The 17,593-nt window shown below is 71.3% G+C and carries 15 protein-coding genes; 8 read left to right on the plus strand and 7 right to left on the minus strand.

Translation table 11 applies throughout. From position 1 onward, the window contains the following. Nucleotides 1-11 precede the first annotated feature (11 nt). Nucleotides 12-920 carry a sugar kinase gene (locus BUB57_RS05540; RefSeq protein ID WP_073063385.1) on the minus strand — a complete coding sequence of 303 codons (909 nt, stop codon included), beginning with the start codon at nt 918-920 and terminating at the stop codon, nt 12-14. 27 nt (nt 921-947) lie between these two features. Next, nucleotides 948-1,877 carry a GntR family transcriptional regulator gene (locus tag BUB57_RS05545; protein WP_073063388.1) on the minus strand — a complete coding sequence of 310 codons (930 nt, stop codon included), beginning with the start codon at nt 1,875-1,877 and terminating at the stop codon, nt 948-950. Nucleotides 1,878-1,964: 87 nt separating this feature from the next. Here BUB57_RS05545 and BUB57_RS05550 point away from each other — a divergent pair, with 87 nt between their 5' ends. Genes BUB57_RS05550 through BUB57_RS05560 form a run of 3 tightly spaced genes read left to right on the plus strand, consistent with a single transcriptional unit; the run spans nt 1,965 to nt 5,573 of the window. After that, nucleotides 1,965-2,951: a zinc-binding alcohol dehydrogenase family protein gene (locus tag BUB57_RS05550; RefSeq protein WP_234951988.1), complete on the plus strand. Its 987-nt coding sequence runs from the start codon at nt 1,965-1,967 to the stop codon at nt 2,949-2,951. Further along, nucleotides 2,944-4,044, plus strand: a complete 1,101-nt coding sequence (locus tag BUB57_RS05555; RefSeq protein WP_073063392.1) for a mannitol dehydrogenase family protein — start codon at nt 2,944-2,946, stop codon at nt 4,042-4,044. The genes BUB57_RS05550 and BUB57_RS05555 overlap by 8 nt, the downstream gene beginning before the upstream one ends. Beyond that, the gene (locus BUB57_RS05560; protein WP_073063395.1) at nt 4,041-5,573 is read left to right on the plus strand and encodes a UxaA family hydrolase; all 1,533 of its coding nucleotides are present in this window, start codon (nt 4,041-4,043) and stop codon (nt 5,571-5,573) included. The genes BUB57_RS05555 and BUB57_RS05560 overlap by 4 nt, the downstream gene beginning before the upstream one ends. A gap of 33 nt (nt 5,574-5,606) precedes the next feature. On the opposite strand, the gene BUB57_RS05565 is transcribed toward BUB57_RS05560, so the two are convergent. The 4 genes from BUB57_RS05565 to BUB57_RS05580 all read right to left on the minus strand — a co-directional run bounded on the left by BUB57_RS05565 (nt 5,607) and on the right by BUB57_RS05580 (nt 9,286). Then, complete coding sequence (locus BUB57_RS05565) at nt 5,607-6,404, minus strand: iron ABC transporter ATP-binding protein (protein WP_073063398.1); 798 nt, start codon at nt 6,402-6,404, stop codon at nt 5,607-5,609. Continuing rightward, a complete protein-coding gene (locus BUB57_RS05570) occupies nt 6,401-7,288 on the minus strand; it encodes an iron chelate uptake ABC transporter family permease subunit (RefSeq protein WP_073063708.1) in 888 nt (295 codons plus the stop codon). Before BUB57_RS05570 ends, BUB57_RS05565 begins: the two co-directional genes overlap by 4 nt. Before the next feature lie 139 nt (nt 7,289-7,427). Next, nucleotides 7,428-8,393, minus strand: a complete 966-nt coding sequence (locus BUB57_RS05575) for an ABC transporter permease (RefSeq protein ID WP_073063401.1) — start codon at nt 8,391-8,393, stop codon at nt 7,428-7,430. After that, nucleotides 8,390-9,286 (minus strand): siderophore ABC transporter substrate-binding protein, encoded by an 897-nt coding sequence (locus BUB57_RS05580; protein ID WP_073063405.1) that lies wholly within the window; start codon nt 9,284-9,286, stop codon nt 8,390-8,392. Before BUB57_RS05580 ends, BUB57_RS05575 begins: the two co-directional genes overlap by 4 nt. A gap of 373 nt (nt 9,287-9,659) precedes the next feature. Here BUB57_RS05580 and exbB point away from each other — a divergent pair, with 373 nt between their 5' ends. The 3 genes from exbB to BUB57_RS05595 are packed head-to-tail and all read left to right on the plus strand — an operon-like array spanning nt 9,660 to nt 11,759. Continuing rightward, a complete protein-coding gene (gene exbB / locus BUB57_RS05585) occupies nt 9,660-10,466 on the plus strand; it encodes a tonB-system energizer ExbB (protein ID WP_073063408.1) in 807 nt (268 codons plus the stop codon). Between the two features lies 1 nt (nt 10,467). Further along, nucleotides 10,468-10,890: a TonB system transport protein ExbD gene (gene exbD, locus BUB57_RS05590; protein WP_073063412.1), complete on the plus strand. Its 423-nt coding sequence runs from the start codon at nt 10,468-10,470 to the stop codon at nt 10,888-10,890. Further along, on the plus strand, nt 10,887-11,759 hold the full coding sequence (locus tag BUB57_RS05595; protein ID WP_073063416.1) for a TonB C-terminal domain-containing protein: 873 nt from the start codon (nt 10,887-10,889) through the stop codon (nt 11,757-11,759). Before exbD ends, BUB57_RS05595 begins: the two co-directional genes overlap by 4 nt. Nucleotides 11,760-12,183: 424 nt before the next feature. Here BUB57_RS05595 and BUB57_RS05600 read toward each other — a convergent pair whose 3' ends face one another. Beyond that, complete coding sequence (locus BUB57_RS05600) at nt 12,184-14,451, minus strand: ComEC/Rec2 family competence protein (RefSeq protein WP_234951989.1); 2,268 nt, start codon at nt 14,449-14,451, stop codon at nt 12,184-12,186. 119 nt (nt 14,452-14,570) lie between these two features. Between BUB57_RS05600 and gltX the strand changes: the two genes are divergently transcribed. Then, entirely contained in the window at nt 14,571-15,962 is a 1,392-nt protein-coding gene (gene gltX, locus BUB57_RS05605) for a glutamate--tRNA ligase (RefSeq protein WP_073063421.1), read from the plus strand. A 50-nt stretch (nt 15,963-16,012) separates the two neighbouring features. Continuing rightward, on the plus strand, nt 16,013-17,305 hold the full coding sequence (locus BUB57_RS05610) for a citrate synthase (protein WP_073063424.1): 1,293 nt from the start codon (nt 16,013-16,015) through the stop codon (nt 17,303-17,305). Nucleotides 17,306-17,593 lie beyond the last annotated feature (288 nt).

Below are 17,593 nucleotides of genomic sequence, written 5' to 3' on the forward strand. Positions count from 1 at the left end.
GGGCGCGGGGCTCAGCCCCGCGCCTTTTCCATCGGCATCAGCGCCCCGTAATGCTGCACCACCCGGCTGGCCAGATCATGCCCGCGCCGCGCCGCCGCCTGCGGGTCCAGCCCCGCCAGCCGCGCCGCCAGATAGCCGGCGTTGAAGCTGTCGCCGGCGCCGGTGGTGTCGAGCGGGGTGACCGAGGGCAGCGGCGGCAGCGTCTCGGGGGCCTGCCGCTCCAGCGCCAGCGCCATCGGGCCGCCGCCGTTCTTGACCAGCACCTCGCCCGCCCCCAGCGCCGCATAGCGCCGCGCCGTGGCCTCGGGCGAGGCGTCGCCGAAATGCCGCGCCTCGTCGTCGTGGCTGGGCAGAACGATATCGGCCAGCGTCGCCGTCGCCTCGATCGCCGCGCACATGCTGGCCGCGTCGCGCCACAGCCGCGGCCGCAGGTTCGGGTCGAAGACCACCCGGCTGCCCGCCGCCCGCGCCCGGCCCAGCTGGTCCAGCATCACCGCGCGCCCTTCGCCCTCGAGCACCGCCATGGTGATGCCGCTGACATAGATCATCGCAGCGCCGGCCAGCGCCTGCCCCAGCCGCGCCGGGTCGGCGGCCAGCGTCCGCGCCGCCGAATTGTCGCGCCAGTAGGTGAAGGAGCGCTCGCCGTTCTCGAGGCTGATCATGTAAAGCCCCGGCGCCCGCTCGGGGTGGCGGGCGATCCGGCCGGTGCCGATCCCGGCGCCCTGCATGAAGCCCAGCATCGCCTCCGACAGCGGGTCGGTGCCGACCACAGTGAAATACTCGACCGCCCAATCCGCCGGCAGGCCCGCGCGCATGTACCAGGCGGTGTTCAGCGTGTCGCCTGCAAACCCCTGCCGCCACAGCCCCTCGCCCGCGTGGGACATCTCGACCATGCATTCCCCGACCGCGAGAAACCGCATCCGTTCTTCCTTGCTTTCCGAATGTTCCTAGGCCCGGGCATCCCCGGCCGGCGCATCGTCGCCGTTCCAGAGCACCGAGTCCATCAGCGTCCGCCGCGCCGTCGCCAGATGCGCATCCAGCGCCGCCGCGGCGCCGGGGGCGTCGCCGTCCAGCACCGCGGCGATGATCGCCAGATGCTCGGCGATGGCGGCGCGGTTACGGCGCTGCTCGTCGCGCTTGTTCCAGCGATAGTGGTAATGCACGATGATCGCGATGGTGCGGCTGAAATCCAGCATGAAGCGGTTTTCGGCCGCCGCGCAGATCAGCCGGTGGAACTGCGCGTCCAGCGCCGGAAACGCGGCCAGCCCCGCGTCGTCCCCCTGCACCAGCGCCGCATGGGCGTCGCGCATCGCCGCGACCTCGGGCCGCAGCCGCTCGCCCGGCCCCGCCGCCGCCACCAGCAGCGGCAGGGCGTGACGCTCGAACATCTCGCGCACGGTGAACATCTCGGCGGCGAAGTCGCGGGTAAAGCCGTTCAGCACCCAATGCCGGTTGCGGCGCTTTTCGATCAGGCCGAACGGCTCGAAGCGGATCAGATACTCGCGCAGCGCCCCCAGCGGCACGCCAAAGCGGCGGGCCAGCTCGGCCTCGTTGAAGCTGGCGCCGGGGGGCAGCTCGCCCTGCAGCATCCATTGCAGGAACGGCTCTTCGATCTGGGCCAGCGGCGGCCGGGTCTCGGCCAAGTCGAAGCGATCGCCCGGGCGCGGCGCGCGCAGCAGCAGCTTGCGCCGCCCGTCCCAGGACAGCACCCCGATGCCCTCCAGATGCGCCAGCACCGCGCGAATCGTGGTGCGGCTGGCGCCCAGCTCGGCCGCCAGCGCCCCTTCGGGGCCCAGCTCGGCGCCTGGGGCCAGCCCCTCGAGCCGGTCGAGCTGCCGATTCACCAGCTTCTTGAACAGGTTCCTGTCGCGCGCCATCCGCACCCCGGCTTTGCAGTTGACCGGAACGGTATTTATTAAATAAAGAACATACCAGCAGAAAAATCGCTTCGAGGAACGCCCCGGATGATGAAAGCCCTTGTCTGCGTCGAGCCGGGCCGGTTCGAGCGCACGGACCGCCCCCGCCCGCAGCCGCAGCCGGGCCATATCCGCATCCGCATCGGCCACGTGGGCATCTGCGGCACGGATTATCACATCTATGGCGGCCAGCAGCCGTTCCTGTCCTATCCGCGGGTGATGGGGCACGAGCTGTCGGGCCGGGCGCTGGATGCCAGCGCCGACGGGCGCATCGCGGTGGGCGATCTGGTGGTGATCAACCCCTATCTGACCTGCGGCCACTGCCACGCCTGCACCATCGGCAAGCCGAACTGCTGCGAGAATATCGGCGTGCTGGGCGTGCACCGCGACGGCGGCATGTGCGAAGAGGTGCTGGTCCCCGAGCAGAACGCCTACAAGGCCGAGGGGCTGGACGAGCGGGCCGCGGCGATGGTCGAGTTCCTGGCCATCGGCGCGCATGGGGTCAGCCGGGCGCGGCTGCGGCCGGGGTCCTCGGTGCTGGTGGTGGGCGCCGGTCCCATCGGGCTGGCGGCGGCGATCTTTGCCGGGATCGACGGCGCCGGGGTGACGCTGCGCGACAGCTCGGCCTCGCGGCTGCAACTGGCCGCCGGGGTACTGCCGCAGGCCCGGCTGGAGCTGGTGGGCGAAGAGGCCGCGCAGGCCTATGACACGGTGTTCGACGCCACCGGCAGCATCCACGCGATGAACGCGGGGCTGGGCTGGCTGGCGCATGGCGGCACATATGTGCTGCTGTCGGTGGTCAAGGGCGATCTGTCCTTCGCCGACCCCGAGTTCCACAAGCGCGAGACCACGCTGCTGGCCAGCCGCAACGCGCTGAAAGCCGATTTCGAGCATGTGATGGACTGCATCCGCCGCGGCCTTGTCCCGATCGAGCGTCTGGCCACGCACGAGACCGGCTTTGACGAGGCGGTGACCAACCTGCCGCTGTGGGCCGCCGACCGCGGCACGCTGATCAAGGCGATCATCCGTGTCTGAGCCGCGCACCCCGATCCTGCAATTCGGCACCTCGCGGTTCCTTCAGGCCCATGCCGACCTGTTCTTTGCGCAGGCCGAGCCGCCGCTTGCGGTGACGGTGGTGCAAAGCTCGGGCGATGCCGCGCGCGCCGCGCGGCTGGCGGCGCTGGCCGCGCCCGGCGGCTATCCCGTGCGCATCCGCGGGCTGGACCGGGGCCGCGCCGTCGAACAGGAGCTGCGCGTCGATTCCGTGCGCCGCACGCTGTCGACCGCCAGCGACTGGCCGGCGCTGGAACGGCTGTTCTGCGAGCAGGTGGAGATCGTGATCTCGAACACCGCCGACGCGGGCTATCAGCCGCAGCCGGCCGATCTCGACCCCACGCCCTCGCAGGGGATGAGCTTTCCGGCCAAGCTGGCGCATCTGCTGGCGGCGCGGTTCCACGCCGGCGCAAGGCCGTTGCAGGTGATGCCGCTGGAGCTGGTCCCCGAAAACGGCCGGGTGCTCAAGGCCCGGGTGCTGGAAATCCTGCGCGGCAACGGGATGCCGGCGGCGGTGGCGGATTGGGTGGCGGGGCTGGGGTTCGCCAACAGCCTTGTGGACCGCATCGTCTCCGAGCCGCTGGAACCCGCGGGCGCGGTCGCCGAGCCCTATGCGCTGTGGGCGATCGAGGCCGCGCCGGGGATCATCGCCCCCTGCAACCACCCCGCTGTGCAGATGGTCCCCGATCTCGAGGAGATCGAGCGGCTCAAGCTGCACATCCTGAACCTTGGCCACACGGCGCTGGTGGATTTCTGGCGCCGCTCGGGCGCCCGCCCCGGGGCGCTGGTGCGCGAGTTGATGGACGCCCCCGAGGGCGCGGCGCTGCTGGCGCTTTACGACGCCGAGGTGATCCCCGGCTTTGCCCAGAAGGGCCGCGAGCCGCAGGCGCGCGCCTATCTGGCCGCGACGCTGGACCGGCTGCGCAACCCGTTCCTGGACCACCGGATCGAGGATATCGCCCAGAACCACACGCAAAAGGCCGAACGCCGCATTGCCGCCTTTCTGGACTGGATCGGCCCCGGCGGGCCGGCCACCCCGCAACTGCACGCCATCGTCGAAAGAGCACGCGCATGACAGACGCCAGCCACACCCCGGACAGCCCGGCCCCCGAACGGCCCACCGCCATCCACCTGAACCAGGCCGACAACGTGGCGGTGGCGCTGCAGCCGCTGGCCGCGGGGTCGCAGGTGCAGGGGGTGACGCTGGCCGCCGACATCCCGCTGGGGCACAAGTTCGCCGTCGCCGCCATCGCCGCGGGCCAGCCGGTGGTGAAATACGGCCAGATCATGGCCGCGGCCACCGCGCCGATCGCGCCGGGCGAGCATGTCCACAGCCACAATGCCGCCATGTCGGACAGCCATTCCGACCGCGCCGTCCAGACCGGGCAGCGGCGGGAACCGCCCCTGCGGCGCAGCTTCATGGGCTATGCGCGCGACAGCGGCCGCGTCGGCACCCGCAACTTCATCGGCATCATGGCCTCGGTCAACTGCTCGTCCACCGTCTGCCACGCCATCGCACGGGCGGCCGAACGCGAGCTGCTGCCGCGGTTTCCCGGCATCGACGGCTTTGCCCCCATCGTCCATGACCAGGGCTGCGGCATGGCCGGTTCGGGCGAGGGGTTCGACACGCTGGTGCGGGTGCTCAAGGGCTATCGCGACCACCCGAACTTCGGCGGCGTGCTGATCGTCGGGCTGGGCTGCGAGGTCAACCAGCTGACGCTTTACAAGCGCGACGACTGGACCCGCGAACGCTTCGGGGTGTTCAACATCCAGGAGGTCGGCGGCTCGGGTTCCGCCGTGCGCCGGGCGCTGGAGCTGCTGGAGCCGATCTGCGAGGCCGCCAACCGCGACCGGCGCAGCGAACAGCCGGTGTCGGGGCTGGTGCTGGGGATGCAATGCGGCGGCTCGGACGGGTTTTCCGGGATCACCGCCAACCCGGCGCTGGGAGTGGCCTCGGACCTGCTGGTGGCGGCGGGCGGCACCTCGATCCTGTCCGAGACCCCGGAAATCTTCGGGGCCGAGCATCTGCTGATCGCGCGTTCGGACGCGTCGACGGCGGCCAGGATCCGCGGGATGATCGACTGGTGGTGCGACTATGCCGAACGCAACGGCGCCTCGCTGGACAACAACCCCTCGCCCGGGAACAAGCGCGGCGGGCTGACCACGATCCTGGAAAAATCGCTGGGCGCGGTGGCCAAGGCCGGGCAGGCGCCGGTGGCGGGCGCCTTTGCCTATGCCGAGCGGATCACCACCCCCGGCCTCGTCTACATGGACAGCCCCGGCTATGACCCGGTGTCGGCCACCGGCCAGGTCGCGGCGGGCGCCAACCTGATCGCCTTTACCACCGGGCGGGGGTCGTGTTTCGGCGCCAAGCCCGCGCCCTCGATCAAGCTGGCCTCGAACGGAGAGCTGTTCCGGCGGATGCCCGAGGACATGGACATCAACTGCGGCGTGGTGGTGGACGAGGGCGTCAGCCTGGAGGACATGGGCCAGCGCATCTACGAGCTGCTGCTGGACACCGCCTCGGGCCGGAAAAGCCGGTCCGAAGAGTTCGGCTATGGCGACCACGAATTCGTGCCGTGGAAGATCGGCGCGACGCTGTAGCCGCAGCGTTTCAGTTGCAACGGCCGGGTGGGGTCAGGACGCCACCCGGATCATCAGCTCGGCCTCGCTATGGGCATGGTGGTGCAGCACCAGCGGCCGTCCGTCATGCGAGGAAACCTCGATCGGGGTGCCGTAAAGCTCGGACAGCAGCGCCTCGTTCAGCACCTGCTCGGCCGGGCCCTGCGCAAAGATGCGGCCGTTCTTCATCGCGACGATGTGGTCAGCCCAGGCGGCGGCATAGTTCACCTCGTGGACCACGGTGACCACGCTGCGCCCGGACTCGCGCACCACCCCGGCCAGCCGCGCCATCAGCGCCCGGGCATGGGCCATGTCGAGGTTGTTCAGCGGCTCGTCCAGCAGCACCCAGGGGGTGTCCTGCGCGAAGGTCATCGCCAGGAAGGCGCGCTGCACCTGCCCGCCCGACAGCTCGTCCAGAAAGCGATGCGCCAGCGGCCCCAGGTCCACCGCCTCGATCGCCGCGGCCACCGCCGCGTGGTCGGCAGCGCGGGGGCGGCCGCGGTGATGCGGCCAGCGGCCGAAGCCGACCAGCTCGGACACCCGCAGGCGGCTGGCGACGTTGTTGTGCTGGCCCATGATCGCCAGGCTGCGGGCCAGCGTCTCGGTGGGGGTGCGGGCGATGTCCTGCCCGTCGACGGCGATGCGCCCTGCCTGCAACCGCTCCAGCCGGGCCACCAGCCGCAGCAGCGTGGACTTGCCGGCGCCGTTCGGCCCGATCAGCGCCGTCAGCCGGCCCTTGGGCAGCTCGAGCGAGATATCCGACAGGATCGGCGCCGGGCCGATGTGATGCTGGACGGATTCGATGCGGATCATCTGATGCGCCCCCTGAGCAGCAGGTAAAGGAAGAACAGCCCGCCGAGGAACTCGACCACGACGGAAAGCGTCGCGGGCTGGGCCAGCGCCCGCTCGAACAGGGTCTGGCCGGCGACGAGGATCAGCGCCCCGATCAGCCCGGCGGTGGGCAGCAGCACCGCGTGGCGGTCGCTGGACGCCAGACCGTGCGCCATGCCCGCGACCAGCAGCCCGAAGAACGCCACCGGCCCGACCAGCGCCGTCGAGACCGACACCAGCACCGCCACCAGCGCCAGCGACATCACCACCATGCGGTCAAAGCGCAGCCCCAGCGACACCGCCGCCGTGCGCCCCAGCGCCAGCACGTCCAGCCGCGGGGCCAGCACCAGCGCCGCCGCGATCGCCGCCGCCGCGATGGCGGCGCCCGGCAGCAGCAGCGTGGCGTCGATGCGGCCGAAGCTGGCGAAGCTGACGCTTTGCACCACCGCATAGGAATTGGGGTCCAGGATACGGGCAATGAAGCCGCTGATCGAGCGGAACATCACCCCCAGGATCACCCCGGTCAGGATCATCCGCGGGATGTCGCGGGCGCCGCGCCCCAGCAGCGCCCCGAACAGCAGCCCGGCCAGCAGCACCATCACCGCGACCTCGGCCAGGAACTTCGCCGCCGGGTCGATGGCGGCAAAGCCGGTGACCCCGGCGCTGGCGACCAGCAGCGTCTGCAACAGCACGTAAAGCGCGTCGAACCCCATGATCGAGGGGGTCAGCACCCGGTTGGCCGAGACGGTCTGGAACAGCACCGTGGCCACCGCGACCGAGGCTCCGACCGTGATCAGCCCCGCCAGTTTCACCGCCCGCAGCCACAGGATGAAGCTGCGGTTGCCGCCGCCCAAGCCCTGGAACATCCAGATCAGCGAACACAGCGCCAAGGCCGCCGCCAGCAGCGCGACTACCCCCGGCCGCAGCTGGCCCCATGGCCGCGCGGGCCCGGGGGCCGTGGCCGCCCCCGCGGCCGCCCCGGCGGGCAGCGGCCGGATCCCCGGCCTAGCCATGCGCCGGGCTCCGATAGAGCAGCACCAGGAAGATGGCGGCGCCGAGGATCCCCAGGATCATCCCGACCGGAATCTCGTAGGGCGCGATCAGCACCCGCCCGATGATGTCGCAGACCAGCAGCAGCCCAGCGCCCCCCGCCGCCACGATGGGCAGCGAGGCGCGCAGGTCGTCCCCGACCAGCCGCGCCGCGATATTGGGCACCACCAGCCCGACGAAGGGCACCATCCCCACCGTGGTGACCACCAGCGCCGAGACCACCGCCACCACCACCAGCCCCAGCCGCATCACCGCCGCGGCGCGCAGCCCCAGCCCGGTGGCGATCTCGTCGCCCAGCGACAGGATGGCGAAACGGTCGGCGCCCAGCCAGGCCAGCGCCGCCGCCCCGCCCGCGACCCACAGCAGCTCATAGCGGCCGGCGGTGACGCCCGAAAACTCGCCGCTCAGCCAGGTGCCGATATATTGCAGCATGTCGGTCTGCCAGGCGATCCAGGTCACGACCGAGCCCAGCACCCCCGACAGCACCAGACCGGCGATGGGGACCAGCATCACCTCGCGCCGCGGCAGGCGGCGGATGATCGCCACGAACAGCGCGGTCGAGGCGACGGCGGCCACGCTTGCGCACAGCATCTTGACCCAGATCGGCGCGGCGGGCGCCAGCAGCGTCACCGCCAGCAGCCCCAGCGCCGCGCCCTCGCTGGTGCCCGAGGTGTCGGGCCCGACGAAGCGGTTGCGCACCAGCGCCTGGATCAGCGCGCCGGACACCGCCAGCGCCGCCCCCGACAGCGCCACCGCCAGCGTCCGCGGCAGCCGCGATTCCATCACCACCAGCGCCGTCCACGCATCCGAACGGGCGCTGCGCAGGTCGATCTCGGCCGCGCCCAGCCCCAGGCTCAGCGCCATCAGCCCGACCAGGGCCGACAGCGCCAGCACGGCGGCGGGGCGGCGGCCGAGGATCATTTCTCCAGCGCCTCCTGCAGGCTGTCGAGCAGGTTCATCATCGCGGTATAGCCGCCGGCGGCCAGATAAAGGTCACCCGCCGGCAGATAGACCACATGGTCGTCGGTCCAGGCCCTGGTGCCCTTGACCAGCTCGGTCGACAGCGTGGCCTCGGCCGACTGGGTGTCGGCGCCGATGGCCGCGCCGCGGTCCAGCACCAGCAGCCAGTCGGGGTTGGCCTGGGCGATGAACTCATGGCTGATGGCGTCGCCATGGCCCGCGGTCGGGTCCAGCTTTTCCACCGCAGGCGGCAGCCCGGTCACATCATACAGCCAGCCGAATCGCGAGCCGGGACCATAGGCCGACATCTTCGGCCCGTTGGTCAGCACCACCAGCGCCGTGCCCTTGTCGCGCCCGGCCTCGGCCACCGCGGCCAGTTTCTCGTCCAGCGCGGCGATCAGGGTCTCGGCCTCGGCCTCCTTGCCGTAAAGCTGCGCATAGGCGTTCAGCCGCTCTTTCAGCTGCTCGACCAGCTTGCCGCCGTCCACGGTCATGTCGATGGCCGGCGCCACCTGCGACACCGTCTGCCGCGCCGGGGCGGTGCGGTTGGCGACCACGATCAGGTCGGGACCGGCCCCGGCCAGCGCCTCGAGATTGGGTTCCAGCACGGTGCCGACCCGCGCCGCCTCGGGCGCGAAATCCTTGAGATAATCCAGATAGAGATTGTCCGGCACCGCCGCCGGGGTGATTCCCAGCGCCTTGAGCGTGTCGATCGCGCCCAGGTCCAGCACCGCGATCCGCTCGGGTGCCTGCGGCACGGGGGCCTCGCCCTGCGCGGTCTGGATGGTGATGTCGGCCGCCATCGCCGCCACCGGCGCCGTCGACATCAGAAGGGCGAGCACGAATCCACGCATGTCAGGTCCTTTCGGAAAAAATCGGTTATCATGCTGGCGTCGGGCTGGCATCTGCCCCCTGCTATCCGCGGAAGCGGTAGCTGTCCATAGATGGCGATCAAAACAATCGGGTATTGACGCCGCATCACAAGGTCGTCTACCCAGCCGCCGACGACGCCTTCGCCCCGCATCGCAGGGCCCGGCCCCGACCAGCAGCGATCGGACACCGGGCCGCCAGCCACGGCGTGTCTGTTCTGCGACCTTTTCGAAGGGAAGATCATGCCGAATCCTTCCATGCCCCGCGGCGGCCTGCCGATGGCCTCACCGTCGCCCGGCAAGGCCCGCGACCATGCCCGGGGCTGACGGCCGGATTCCCAGCCGATCCGGGGAAAGAATGTCCAAGAAACGCGCCACGGAGACCAAGATGAACCGCAGCCTCACCGCCCTTGCCGCCTGCGCCGTGGTTGCGGCCTCGCCCGCCTTCGCGCAGGCCCCGGGCGTGCTGCCGCCCGACACGCTGCCCCACGACCTTTCCCCCTGGGGGATGTTCATGGCCGCCGATATCGTGGTCAAGGCGGTGATGATCGGGCTGGCGGCGGCCTCGGTGGTGACCTGGACGGTGGCGCTGTTCAAGCTGATCGAGATCGCCGGCGCCGCGCGCGCCGCCACCGTCAGCCATGGGCGGATCGCCGCCGCCGGGGCGCTGGCCGCCGCGGCCGGGCGGCTGAGCGGGCGGCGCGACCCGGTGGCGCGGATGCTGCGCGCGGCGGGGCGCGAACTGGTCGCCGCCCGCCCCGACCTGCCGGGCGTGCCCGCGCAGGGGGTCAAGGAACGCGTGGCCTCGACCCTGGCCCGGATCGAGGCGGCGGCGGGGCGGCAGCTGGCCAACGGCACCGGGCTGCTGGCCACCATCGGCGCGACCGCGCCCTTTGTCGGGCTGTTCGGCACGGTCTGGGGCATCATGAACGCCTTCGTCGGCATCTCGCGCGCCCAGACCACCAACCTGGCCGTGGTCGCCCCCGGCATCGCCGAGGCGCTGCTGGCCACCGCGCTGGGGCTGGTCGCGGCGATCCCGGCGGTGATCGTCTACAACCTGTGCGCCCGGGCCATCGCATCCCACCGCGCGCAGCTGCGCGACAGCGGCGCATTGATCGAACGGCTGGTCAGCCGCGAGCTCGACCACGCCATGCGGAGGCTCTGACATGGGTTCGCGCCCCGACGACGGCGAGCAGCTCGACGAGCTGTCGGAAATCAACGTCACCCCGTTCATCGACGTGATGCTGGTGCTGCTGATCATCTTCATGGTGGCGGCGCCGCTGGCGACGGTGGACGTGAACGTGGACTTGCCGGCCTCGACCGCGGCGGCGGCGCCGCGCCCGGACGAGCCGGTCTACGTCACCCTGCAGGCCGACGGCAGCATCGCCCTGGCCAACAGCGAGATCGGGGTCGAGGCGCTGCCCGAGGCGCTGGACAACGCCACCGGCGGCGACCCCGAGGCGCGGATCTACCTGCGCGCCGACCGCAACGTCGAATATGGCGAGCTGATGGGTCTGATGAACCGCATCCGCGACGCAGGCTGGGGCCGGATCGGGCTGGTCGGCCTGGAAACGGTGCCGGCGTCGTGACCCGCGCGGGCCGCCCGGGCTGGTGGTTCACCGCCGCCGTGCTGGTGCTTGGCGCGCATCTGGTCGGCGCCACCACGCTGGCGCGGCGCCCCGCGCCGGTGCCGGTGCCGCCCGAGGCCACGGTGGTCGAGCTGCTGTCGCCCGAACCCGCGGCCGGCATCGCGGAAACCCCGACCGAGCTGGCCGAGAACCTGCCGGCGCTGCCGCAGCTGGCCGAGCTGGAGCCGCCCGAGTTCCCCGAGCCCGAACCCGAGCCCGAGCCGGAACCGCCGCCCCCCGAGCCGAAACCTGAGCCCGAGCCGCCGCAGCCAGAACCGGAGCCGGAACCGGAACCACTGCCGGAACCCGAGCCGGAGCCGGTGGTCGAGCCGGTGGTCGAGCCGATCGAGACCATCGCCGCCGTGCGCCCCCGCGCCCGCCCGCCGACGCTGCGCCGCATCGTCGAGCCGCGCGAGACCCCGCAAAAACCCGAACCGCAGCGCGAGCGCCGCCAGGAACAGCCCCGCGAACAGCCCCGGCAGGCGCAGACCGCCCCCGCCCGCACGCAGCCCGCCCCCTCGGCGGCCGGCAGCGCCGGACAGGCCGCGCGCGTCTCGGGGCAAGCGGTGCAGTCCTGGGAAAACAAGGTGCGCCAGGCCACCGCGCGGCACATGAGCCGCGCCCGGGTCACCGCCCGCGGGCAGCTGGCCGCAACCGTGCTGGTGCGCATCGACGGCGGCGGCGGGGTGCAGGCCTCGCTCGCCCAGGGCAGCGGCGACCCCGGCGTCGACGCGGCGCTGATGCGCCACGCCAGCCGCCTGCCCCGCATGCCCGCTCCGCCCGACCGGCAGGCGAAATCCGTGGTGGTCCCGTTCCGCATCACGCGCTGAAGGGCGGCAGCGGCGGCGGGCTGAAGCCGTGTGGGGGGGGGCGCCTGCGGGTAACGGGTAACGGGTAACGGCAAAGAATACTGCTGGCAGCCTTGATCTAGCAGGCTTCGGCTGCCGCCGGACCTCAAACTCACCCGCCGCTCCTCAAACCCGGCACAGCAGCGCCGGCCCCAAGGCTCGCCCCACCCGCAGCAGGCCGCGCCCGCTTGCGGCACGGATCACATCCGGCGAGGAACCTTCCGCAGTTCACACAGTTCAGTCTTCGCACAGTCTCCTCCACATCAACCAAGCCGAAGCAGCAGCATTGCATTGTTGTCAACCGCAGACGCGCCAGCCACAGGCGCGGGTTTTTTCGCATGGCAGACGGCGCCCGGCAGCCGCAGTTTTCGCGCCTCTATGTCCCATAAGTCTGCTCTCGCCCTCCTCATCGCCGATCCCGCCACTGCCCCCGCCCCGACAGCCCCCAGCGCCGGCGCTCGGCGGGCGAGGACCAGAGCCGTTCTCCGACCATGGCGGAGTCGGTCTGCCAGTGCAGCGTGCCGTCGCGCAGCCAGCCGGCGCGGGCGCCGCTGCGGGCCAGGGCGGGCTGGTCGAGCAGCAGGCAGGGGCCCGAGACCTCGGGGGGCGCCCTTGCGGCAAGGATGACGACGCCGCCCTCGGCGCAGGCGGCCGCGGCCCGGGCGGCGGCGGCCTTGCCGCTCAGATGCGCCACGGCGATCCCGCCCAGCCGGGCGCGGCGGTCGCCGGTCGGGCCGCTCCAGCCCTCGCGGGCGCCGGCTTCGGCCGCGGCGGCGGTGTCGCCGTCGGCGCGCAGCCAGCTGTCGGCGACAAAGGCCGCACCGGGCTTGGAGAGCGCGCGGCCGGCGGGGGTGAGGATCCCCACCGCCGCGGCGTCGGGCGAAATCAGGATGTCGGGGCGCGGGCTGGCAGCCCACAGCAGCGCCGCCGCCCCGGGCAGCAGCACCGCCGCCAGCCGCCCCAGCCAGCGCGTCGCAAGCGCGCCGCCTTGCAGCGAAAACAGCCACAGCGCTGCCCCGGCCCCGGCCAGCGGCAGCACCCGCCAGTCCGGCGCCGGCGCCGCCAGGACCGAGCCGCCCCAGCCCGCGACAGCTTCAGCCACCCACAGCATCCAGCGCGTGCCCAGCCCCATCACCCACAGCGCCGGCCCGGCCAGACCCAGGGGCGCCAGCAGCGCCGCGACCACCCCCGCGGGCATCACCACGCTGCCCATCACCGGCACCACCAGCAGGTTGGCGACGATCCCGTATTGGGCCGAGCGGTTGAAATGCGCCGCCGCCAGCGGCGCGGTGGCCAGCCCCGCGATCAGCGACGAAATCACCAGCAGCGCCACCCCCCGCACCACCCAGGGCAGGCGCTGCGCGCCGCGCGACCAGGCGGGAAACAGCAGGATCAGCGCGGCGGTGGCGGCAAAGCTCATCTGGAAGCCGGGGGTGACCAGCGCCTCGGGGGCCAGATACAGGATCGCCAGCGCCGCCACCGCCAGCGTGCGCAGCGAGATCGCGCGCCGGTCCAGCAGCACCGCCGCCAGCATCACCGCCACCATCACCCAGGCGCGCTCCGTCGGCACCCCTCCGCCGGAAACCCACAGATACAGCGTCGCCGCCGCCAGCGCCGCCAGCGCCGCCAGCTTGTGGACCGGCGCGCCCGAGAGCGCCGCGCCGAGGACGCCCGGCCCCAGCCCCTGCGCCGCCGCCAGCCCCAGCCGCAGCGCCGCATAGACGAAGGCGGCCAGCATGGTCATGTGCAGCCCCGAGATCGAGACGATGTGATAGAGATTCGAATCGCGCATCACCTGATTGGTGGCCTCGGCGATGCCCGAGCGGTCGCCGGTGACCAGCGCCGAGGCCACCGCCCCCGCCTGCCCGCCGATCCGGTCCTGCATGGCCTGCGACAGCCGCAGCCGGATCGCGGTGCCGTCCAGCAGCCGCGGCGGCGGCGGCTCGACGATCAGCAGCGGGGTGCGGGTATAGCCGACCGCGCCGAGCCCGGCGAAGAAGGCGTTGCGGCGGAAATCGAAGGCGCCGGGTTCCGCCGGCGGCGGCGGCGGGCCGAGATGCGCGGTCAGCATCACCCGGGCCGAGGTCGCGGGCAGCGCCGCCCCCTCGGGCAGCGACAGCCGCACCCGGCGCGGGGTCCGCTCTGGCGCGGTCGCGGTGTCGCGCAGCACCACCCGGTCCAGCGTCACCCGCATCCGGTCGCGGGCAGAGCGGTCGATCTGCACCACCCGCCCCTCGACCGGGCCGTAATAGCGGTAGTCCATCACCGGCGCCGCCACCATGTGCAGCCGCAGCCCGGCGGCAAGGAACCCCGACAGCGCCAGCGCCGCAGCCAGCGCCGCCAGCCGCAGGACCTCGGCCCGGTCCCAGGGAATGCGCCCGGCGTCGGCCAGCAGCAGCAGCCGGCGAGCCGCCCATATCGCCAGCAGCATCGCCGCAAGGGCTGCGGCGTATAGCCCCGGCCCCGGGTCGAACCGCAGGCTGAACCACAGCCCGATCCCGCAGGACACCAGGATCGGCACGCGGATCAGCAGCCCCGCGCGCAGCGCCAGTTCCGCCGTCGAGCGGGCGGCGCGGTCCGACACCCGCCCCGGCGCCGTCAGCGCCGCCAGCAGCCGCACCCCCCGCCCGCGCGGGGGCGCCATACCGCCATTCGCTGCATCCGCTGCGGTCACGCTTGTCCTTACCCTGAATCCTCGCGTATCCCTGCGCCGATCCTAACCCGGCGGTCCTTAGCAAAAGGTTAACGCCTGTCGCCCACCCGCCGCCCGAACGACCGAAGCAGGACGCAACCATGCAATCACCCCCCGTCGTCACGCGCTTCGCGCCCTCGCCCACCGGCTATCTGCATATCGGCGGCGCGCGCACGGCGCTGTTCAACTGGCTTTACGCGCGCGGCCGCGGCGGCAAGTTCCTGCTGCGGATCGAGGATACCGACCGCGCCCGCTCCACCCCCGAGGCGACCGAGGCGATCCTGCAGGGGCTGCGCTGGCTGGGGCTGGACTGGGACGGCGCGCCGGTCAGCCAGTTCGCCCGCGCCGAGCGCCACGCCGAGGTGGCGCGCCAGATGATGACGGCCGGCACCGCCTATCCCTGCTATACCACCCCGGCCGAGATCGAGGCCTGGCGCGCGGAACATCCCAACCGCCCCTTCGTCAGCCCCTGGCGCGACGCCGACCCCGCGACAAGGCCCGACGCGCCCTATGCGATCCGGCTGCGGGCCCCGCGCGAGGGGGTGACGGTGATCCAGGATGCGGTGCAGGGCGAGGTCACCTTTCGCAACGACCAGCTGGACGACATGGTGCTGCTGCGTTCGGACGGGACTCCGACCTATATGCACGCGGTGGTTGTGGACGACCACGACATGGGGATCACCCATATCATCCGCGGCGACGACCACCTGACCAATGCCGCCCGCCAGGCGCAGGTCTATGCGGCGAATGGCTGGGCGCTGCCGGTGTTCGCGCATATCCCGCTGATCCACGGCGCCGACGGCAAGAAACTGTCCAAGCGCCACGGCGCGGTCGGGCTGCATGAATATGCCGCCATGGGCTATCCGGCGGCAGCGATGCGCAACTATCTGGCCCGGCTGGGCTGGAGCCACGGCGACGACGAGCTGTTCGACGACGCGCAGGCGCGCGCATGGTTCGACCTGTCGGGAATCGGCAAGGCGCCGGCGCGGCTCGACTTCAAGAAACTCGAACATGTATCGGGGCATCATGTCGCAGCCATGAGCGATGCGGCGCTGCTGGACGAGCTGGCGGGGTTCCTGGCCGCCACGGGCCAGCCGCCGCTGACCCCGCAGCAGCTGGCGCGGCTGACCCCGGCGCTTGCGGTGCTGAAGCAGAAATCCCGCACCCTGCCGCAGCTGCTGGAACAGGGCCGCTTTGCCCTGATCGAGCGCCCGGTGCAGCCCGATGACAAGGCCGCGGCGGCGCTGGATACGGTGTCCAAAGGTATACTCGGGGATTTGACCGCCGCGATGCAGAATGTTATCTGGGCGCGAGACGACCTGGAGGCGATTGCACAGCGGATAGCCGAGTCGAACGGACTTGGCCTTGGCAAGATCGCGGCCCCGGTGCGGGCGGCACTCGCCGGGCGGACCTCGACCCCGAGCATATTCGACATGATGCTGGCCCTCGGGCGCGACGAAACGCTCGCCCGCCTGGCAGACGCCACGGCGTGAGAGCGCCCATACGCAGCGGCCCGGATGGGCCTCGAGCAAAGGAATATGCGATGGCCGAAGCCAGAACCGCCCGGATTTCGCTGAACGACAAGGATTTCGAGCTGCCGGTCCTGACCCCCACCGTCGGGGCGGAATGTATCGACATCCGCAAGCTTTACGGGCAGGGCAACGTCTTCACCTTCGACCCCGGCTTCACCTCGACCGCGGCCTGCGAAAGCGCGATCACCTATATCGACGGCGACGTGGGCGAGCTGTGGTATCGCGGCTACCCGATCGAGCAGCTGGCCGAGAAGAGCCATTATCTGGAAGTCTGCTACCTGCTGCTGAACGGCGAGCTGCCGAGCGCCGAGCAGATGGAAAAGTTCGAGTGGCTGATCACCCACCACACCATGGTGCACGAGCAGCTGCACTACTTCTTCCGCGGATTCCGCCGCGACAGCCACCCGATGGCGACGCTGGTCGGCGTGGTCGGCGCGATGTCGGCCTTCTACCACGACAGCCTCGACATCAACGACCCGCACCACCGCGAGGTCGCCTCGATCCGGCTGATCGCCAAGCTGCCGACGCTGGCGGCGATGGCGTATAAATATTCGCTGGGCCAGCCCTTCGTCTATCCGAAGAACGACCTCGATTACGCCTCGAACTTCCTGCACATGTGCTTCTCGGTCCCGGCCGAGCCCTATCACATCGACCCGGCGCTGGCCCGCGCCATGGACCGCATCTTCACCCTGCACGCGGACCACGAACAGAACGCCTCGACCTCGACGGTGCGGCTGGCGGGCTCGTCGGGGGCCAACCCCTTTGCCTGTATCGCGGCCGGCATCGCCTGCCTGTGGGGTCCCGCCCATGGCGGCGCCAACCAAGCCGCGCTGGAGATGCTGCAGGAAATCGGCACCGTCGACCGCATCCCCGAATACATCAAGCGCGCCAAGGACAAGGACGACCCGTTCCGGCTGATGGGCTTCGGCCACCGGGTCTACAAGAACTTCGACCCGCGCGCGAAGATCATGAAGGAATCGGCCGACGAGGTGCTGGACATCCTCGGGATCGAGAACAACCCCACCCTGCAGGTCGCCAAGGAGCTGGAGCGGATCGCGCTCGAGGACGAATATTTCGTCTCGAAGAAGCTCTACCCGAACGTCGATTTCTATTCGGGCATCATCCTGTCGGCGATGGGCTTCCCGACCTCGATGTTCACTCCGATCTTTGCGCTGTCGCGCACCGTCGGCTGGATTTCGCAGTGGAAGGAAATGCTGGGCGACCCGGACAGCAAGATCGGCCGCCCGCGGCAGCTGTATATCGGCTCGGACCGGCGCGATTACCTGGATGTGGCCAAGCGCTGAGGCTGCTGGAATTGTTGGGGAAAGGGGGCCGGGTCGGTCCCCTTTTTCTTTTGGCGCGCCGGGTTGCGCGGTCGGACCGGGGCGCTGCCCCGGGCCCCTGCCGTGGCCTTCCTCGCTGAAATCAGTCCACCGGACCATCCGGCGGGAAAACAGCCTCGGGGGCTGCTTTCTGATCCGCCTGCTATTCCGGGCGCTCGGAAGCCCCGGGATATTTCACTGATGAAGACAGAGGCCCTCGGCCATTCCGTTATCCGGGTTGCGGGTGGTAAAGCGGGTCGAATATGGGGG

Origin of the sequence: Paracoccus solventivorans, from assembly GCF_900142875.1 — a bacterium.
Taxonomy (GTDB): Bacteria; Pseudomonadota; Alphaproteobacteria; order Rhodobacterales; family Rhodobacteraceae; genus Paracoccus; species Paracoccus solventivorans.

Coding starts and splice junctions, on each gene's coding strand:
- BUB57_RS05540 (WP_073063385.1), bottom strand. CDS start 920: ATGCGGTTTCTCGCGGTCGGGGAATGCATGGTCGAGATGTCCCACGCG.
- BUB57_RS05545 (WP_073063388.1), bottom strand. CDS start 1,877: ATGGCGCGCGACAGGAACCTGTTCAAGAAGCTGGTGAATCGGCAGCTC.
- BUB57_RS05550 (WP_234951988.1), top strand. CDS start 1,965: ATGATGAAAGCCCTTGTCTGCGTCGAGCCGGGCCGGTTCGAGCGCACG.
- BUB57_RS05560 (WP_073063395.1), top strand. CDS start 4,041: ATGACAGACGCCAGCCACACCCCGGACAGCCCGGCCCCCGAACGGCCC.
- BUB57_RS05565 (WP_073063398.1), bottom strand. CDS start 6,404: ATGATCCGCATCGAATCCGTCCAGCATCACATCGGCCCGGCGCCGATC.
- BUB57_RS05570 (WP_073063708.1), bottom strand. CDS start 7,288: ATGTTCCAGGGCTTGGGCGGCGGCAACCGCAGCTTCATCCTGTGGCTG.
- BUB57_RS05575 (WP_073063401.1), bottom strand. CDS start 8,393: ATGATCCTCGGCCGCCGCCCCGCCGCCGTGCTGGCGCTGTCGGCCCTG.
- BUB57_RS05580 (WP_073063405.1), bottom strand. CDS start 9,286: ATGCGTGGATTCGTGCTCGCCCTTCTGATGTCGACGGCGCCGGTGGCG.
- exbB (WP_073063408.1), top strand. CDS start 9,660: ATGTCCAAGAAACGCGCCACGGAGACCAAGATGAACCGCAGCCTCACC.
- exbD (WP_073063412.1), top strand. CDS start 10,468: ATGGGTTCGCGCCCCGACGACGGCGAGCAGCTCGACGAGCTGTCGGAA.
- gltX (WP_073063421.1), top strand. CDS start 14,571: ATGCAATCACCCCCCGTCGTCACGCGCTTCGCGCCCTCGCCCACCGGC.
- BUB57_RS05610 (WP_073063424.1), top strand. CDS start 16,013: ATGGCCGAAGCCAGAACCGCCCGGATTTCGCTGAACGACAAGGATTTC.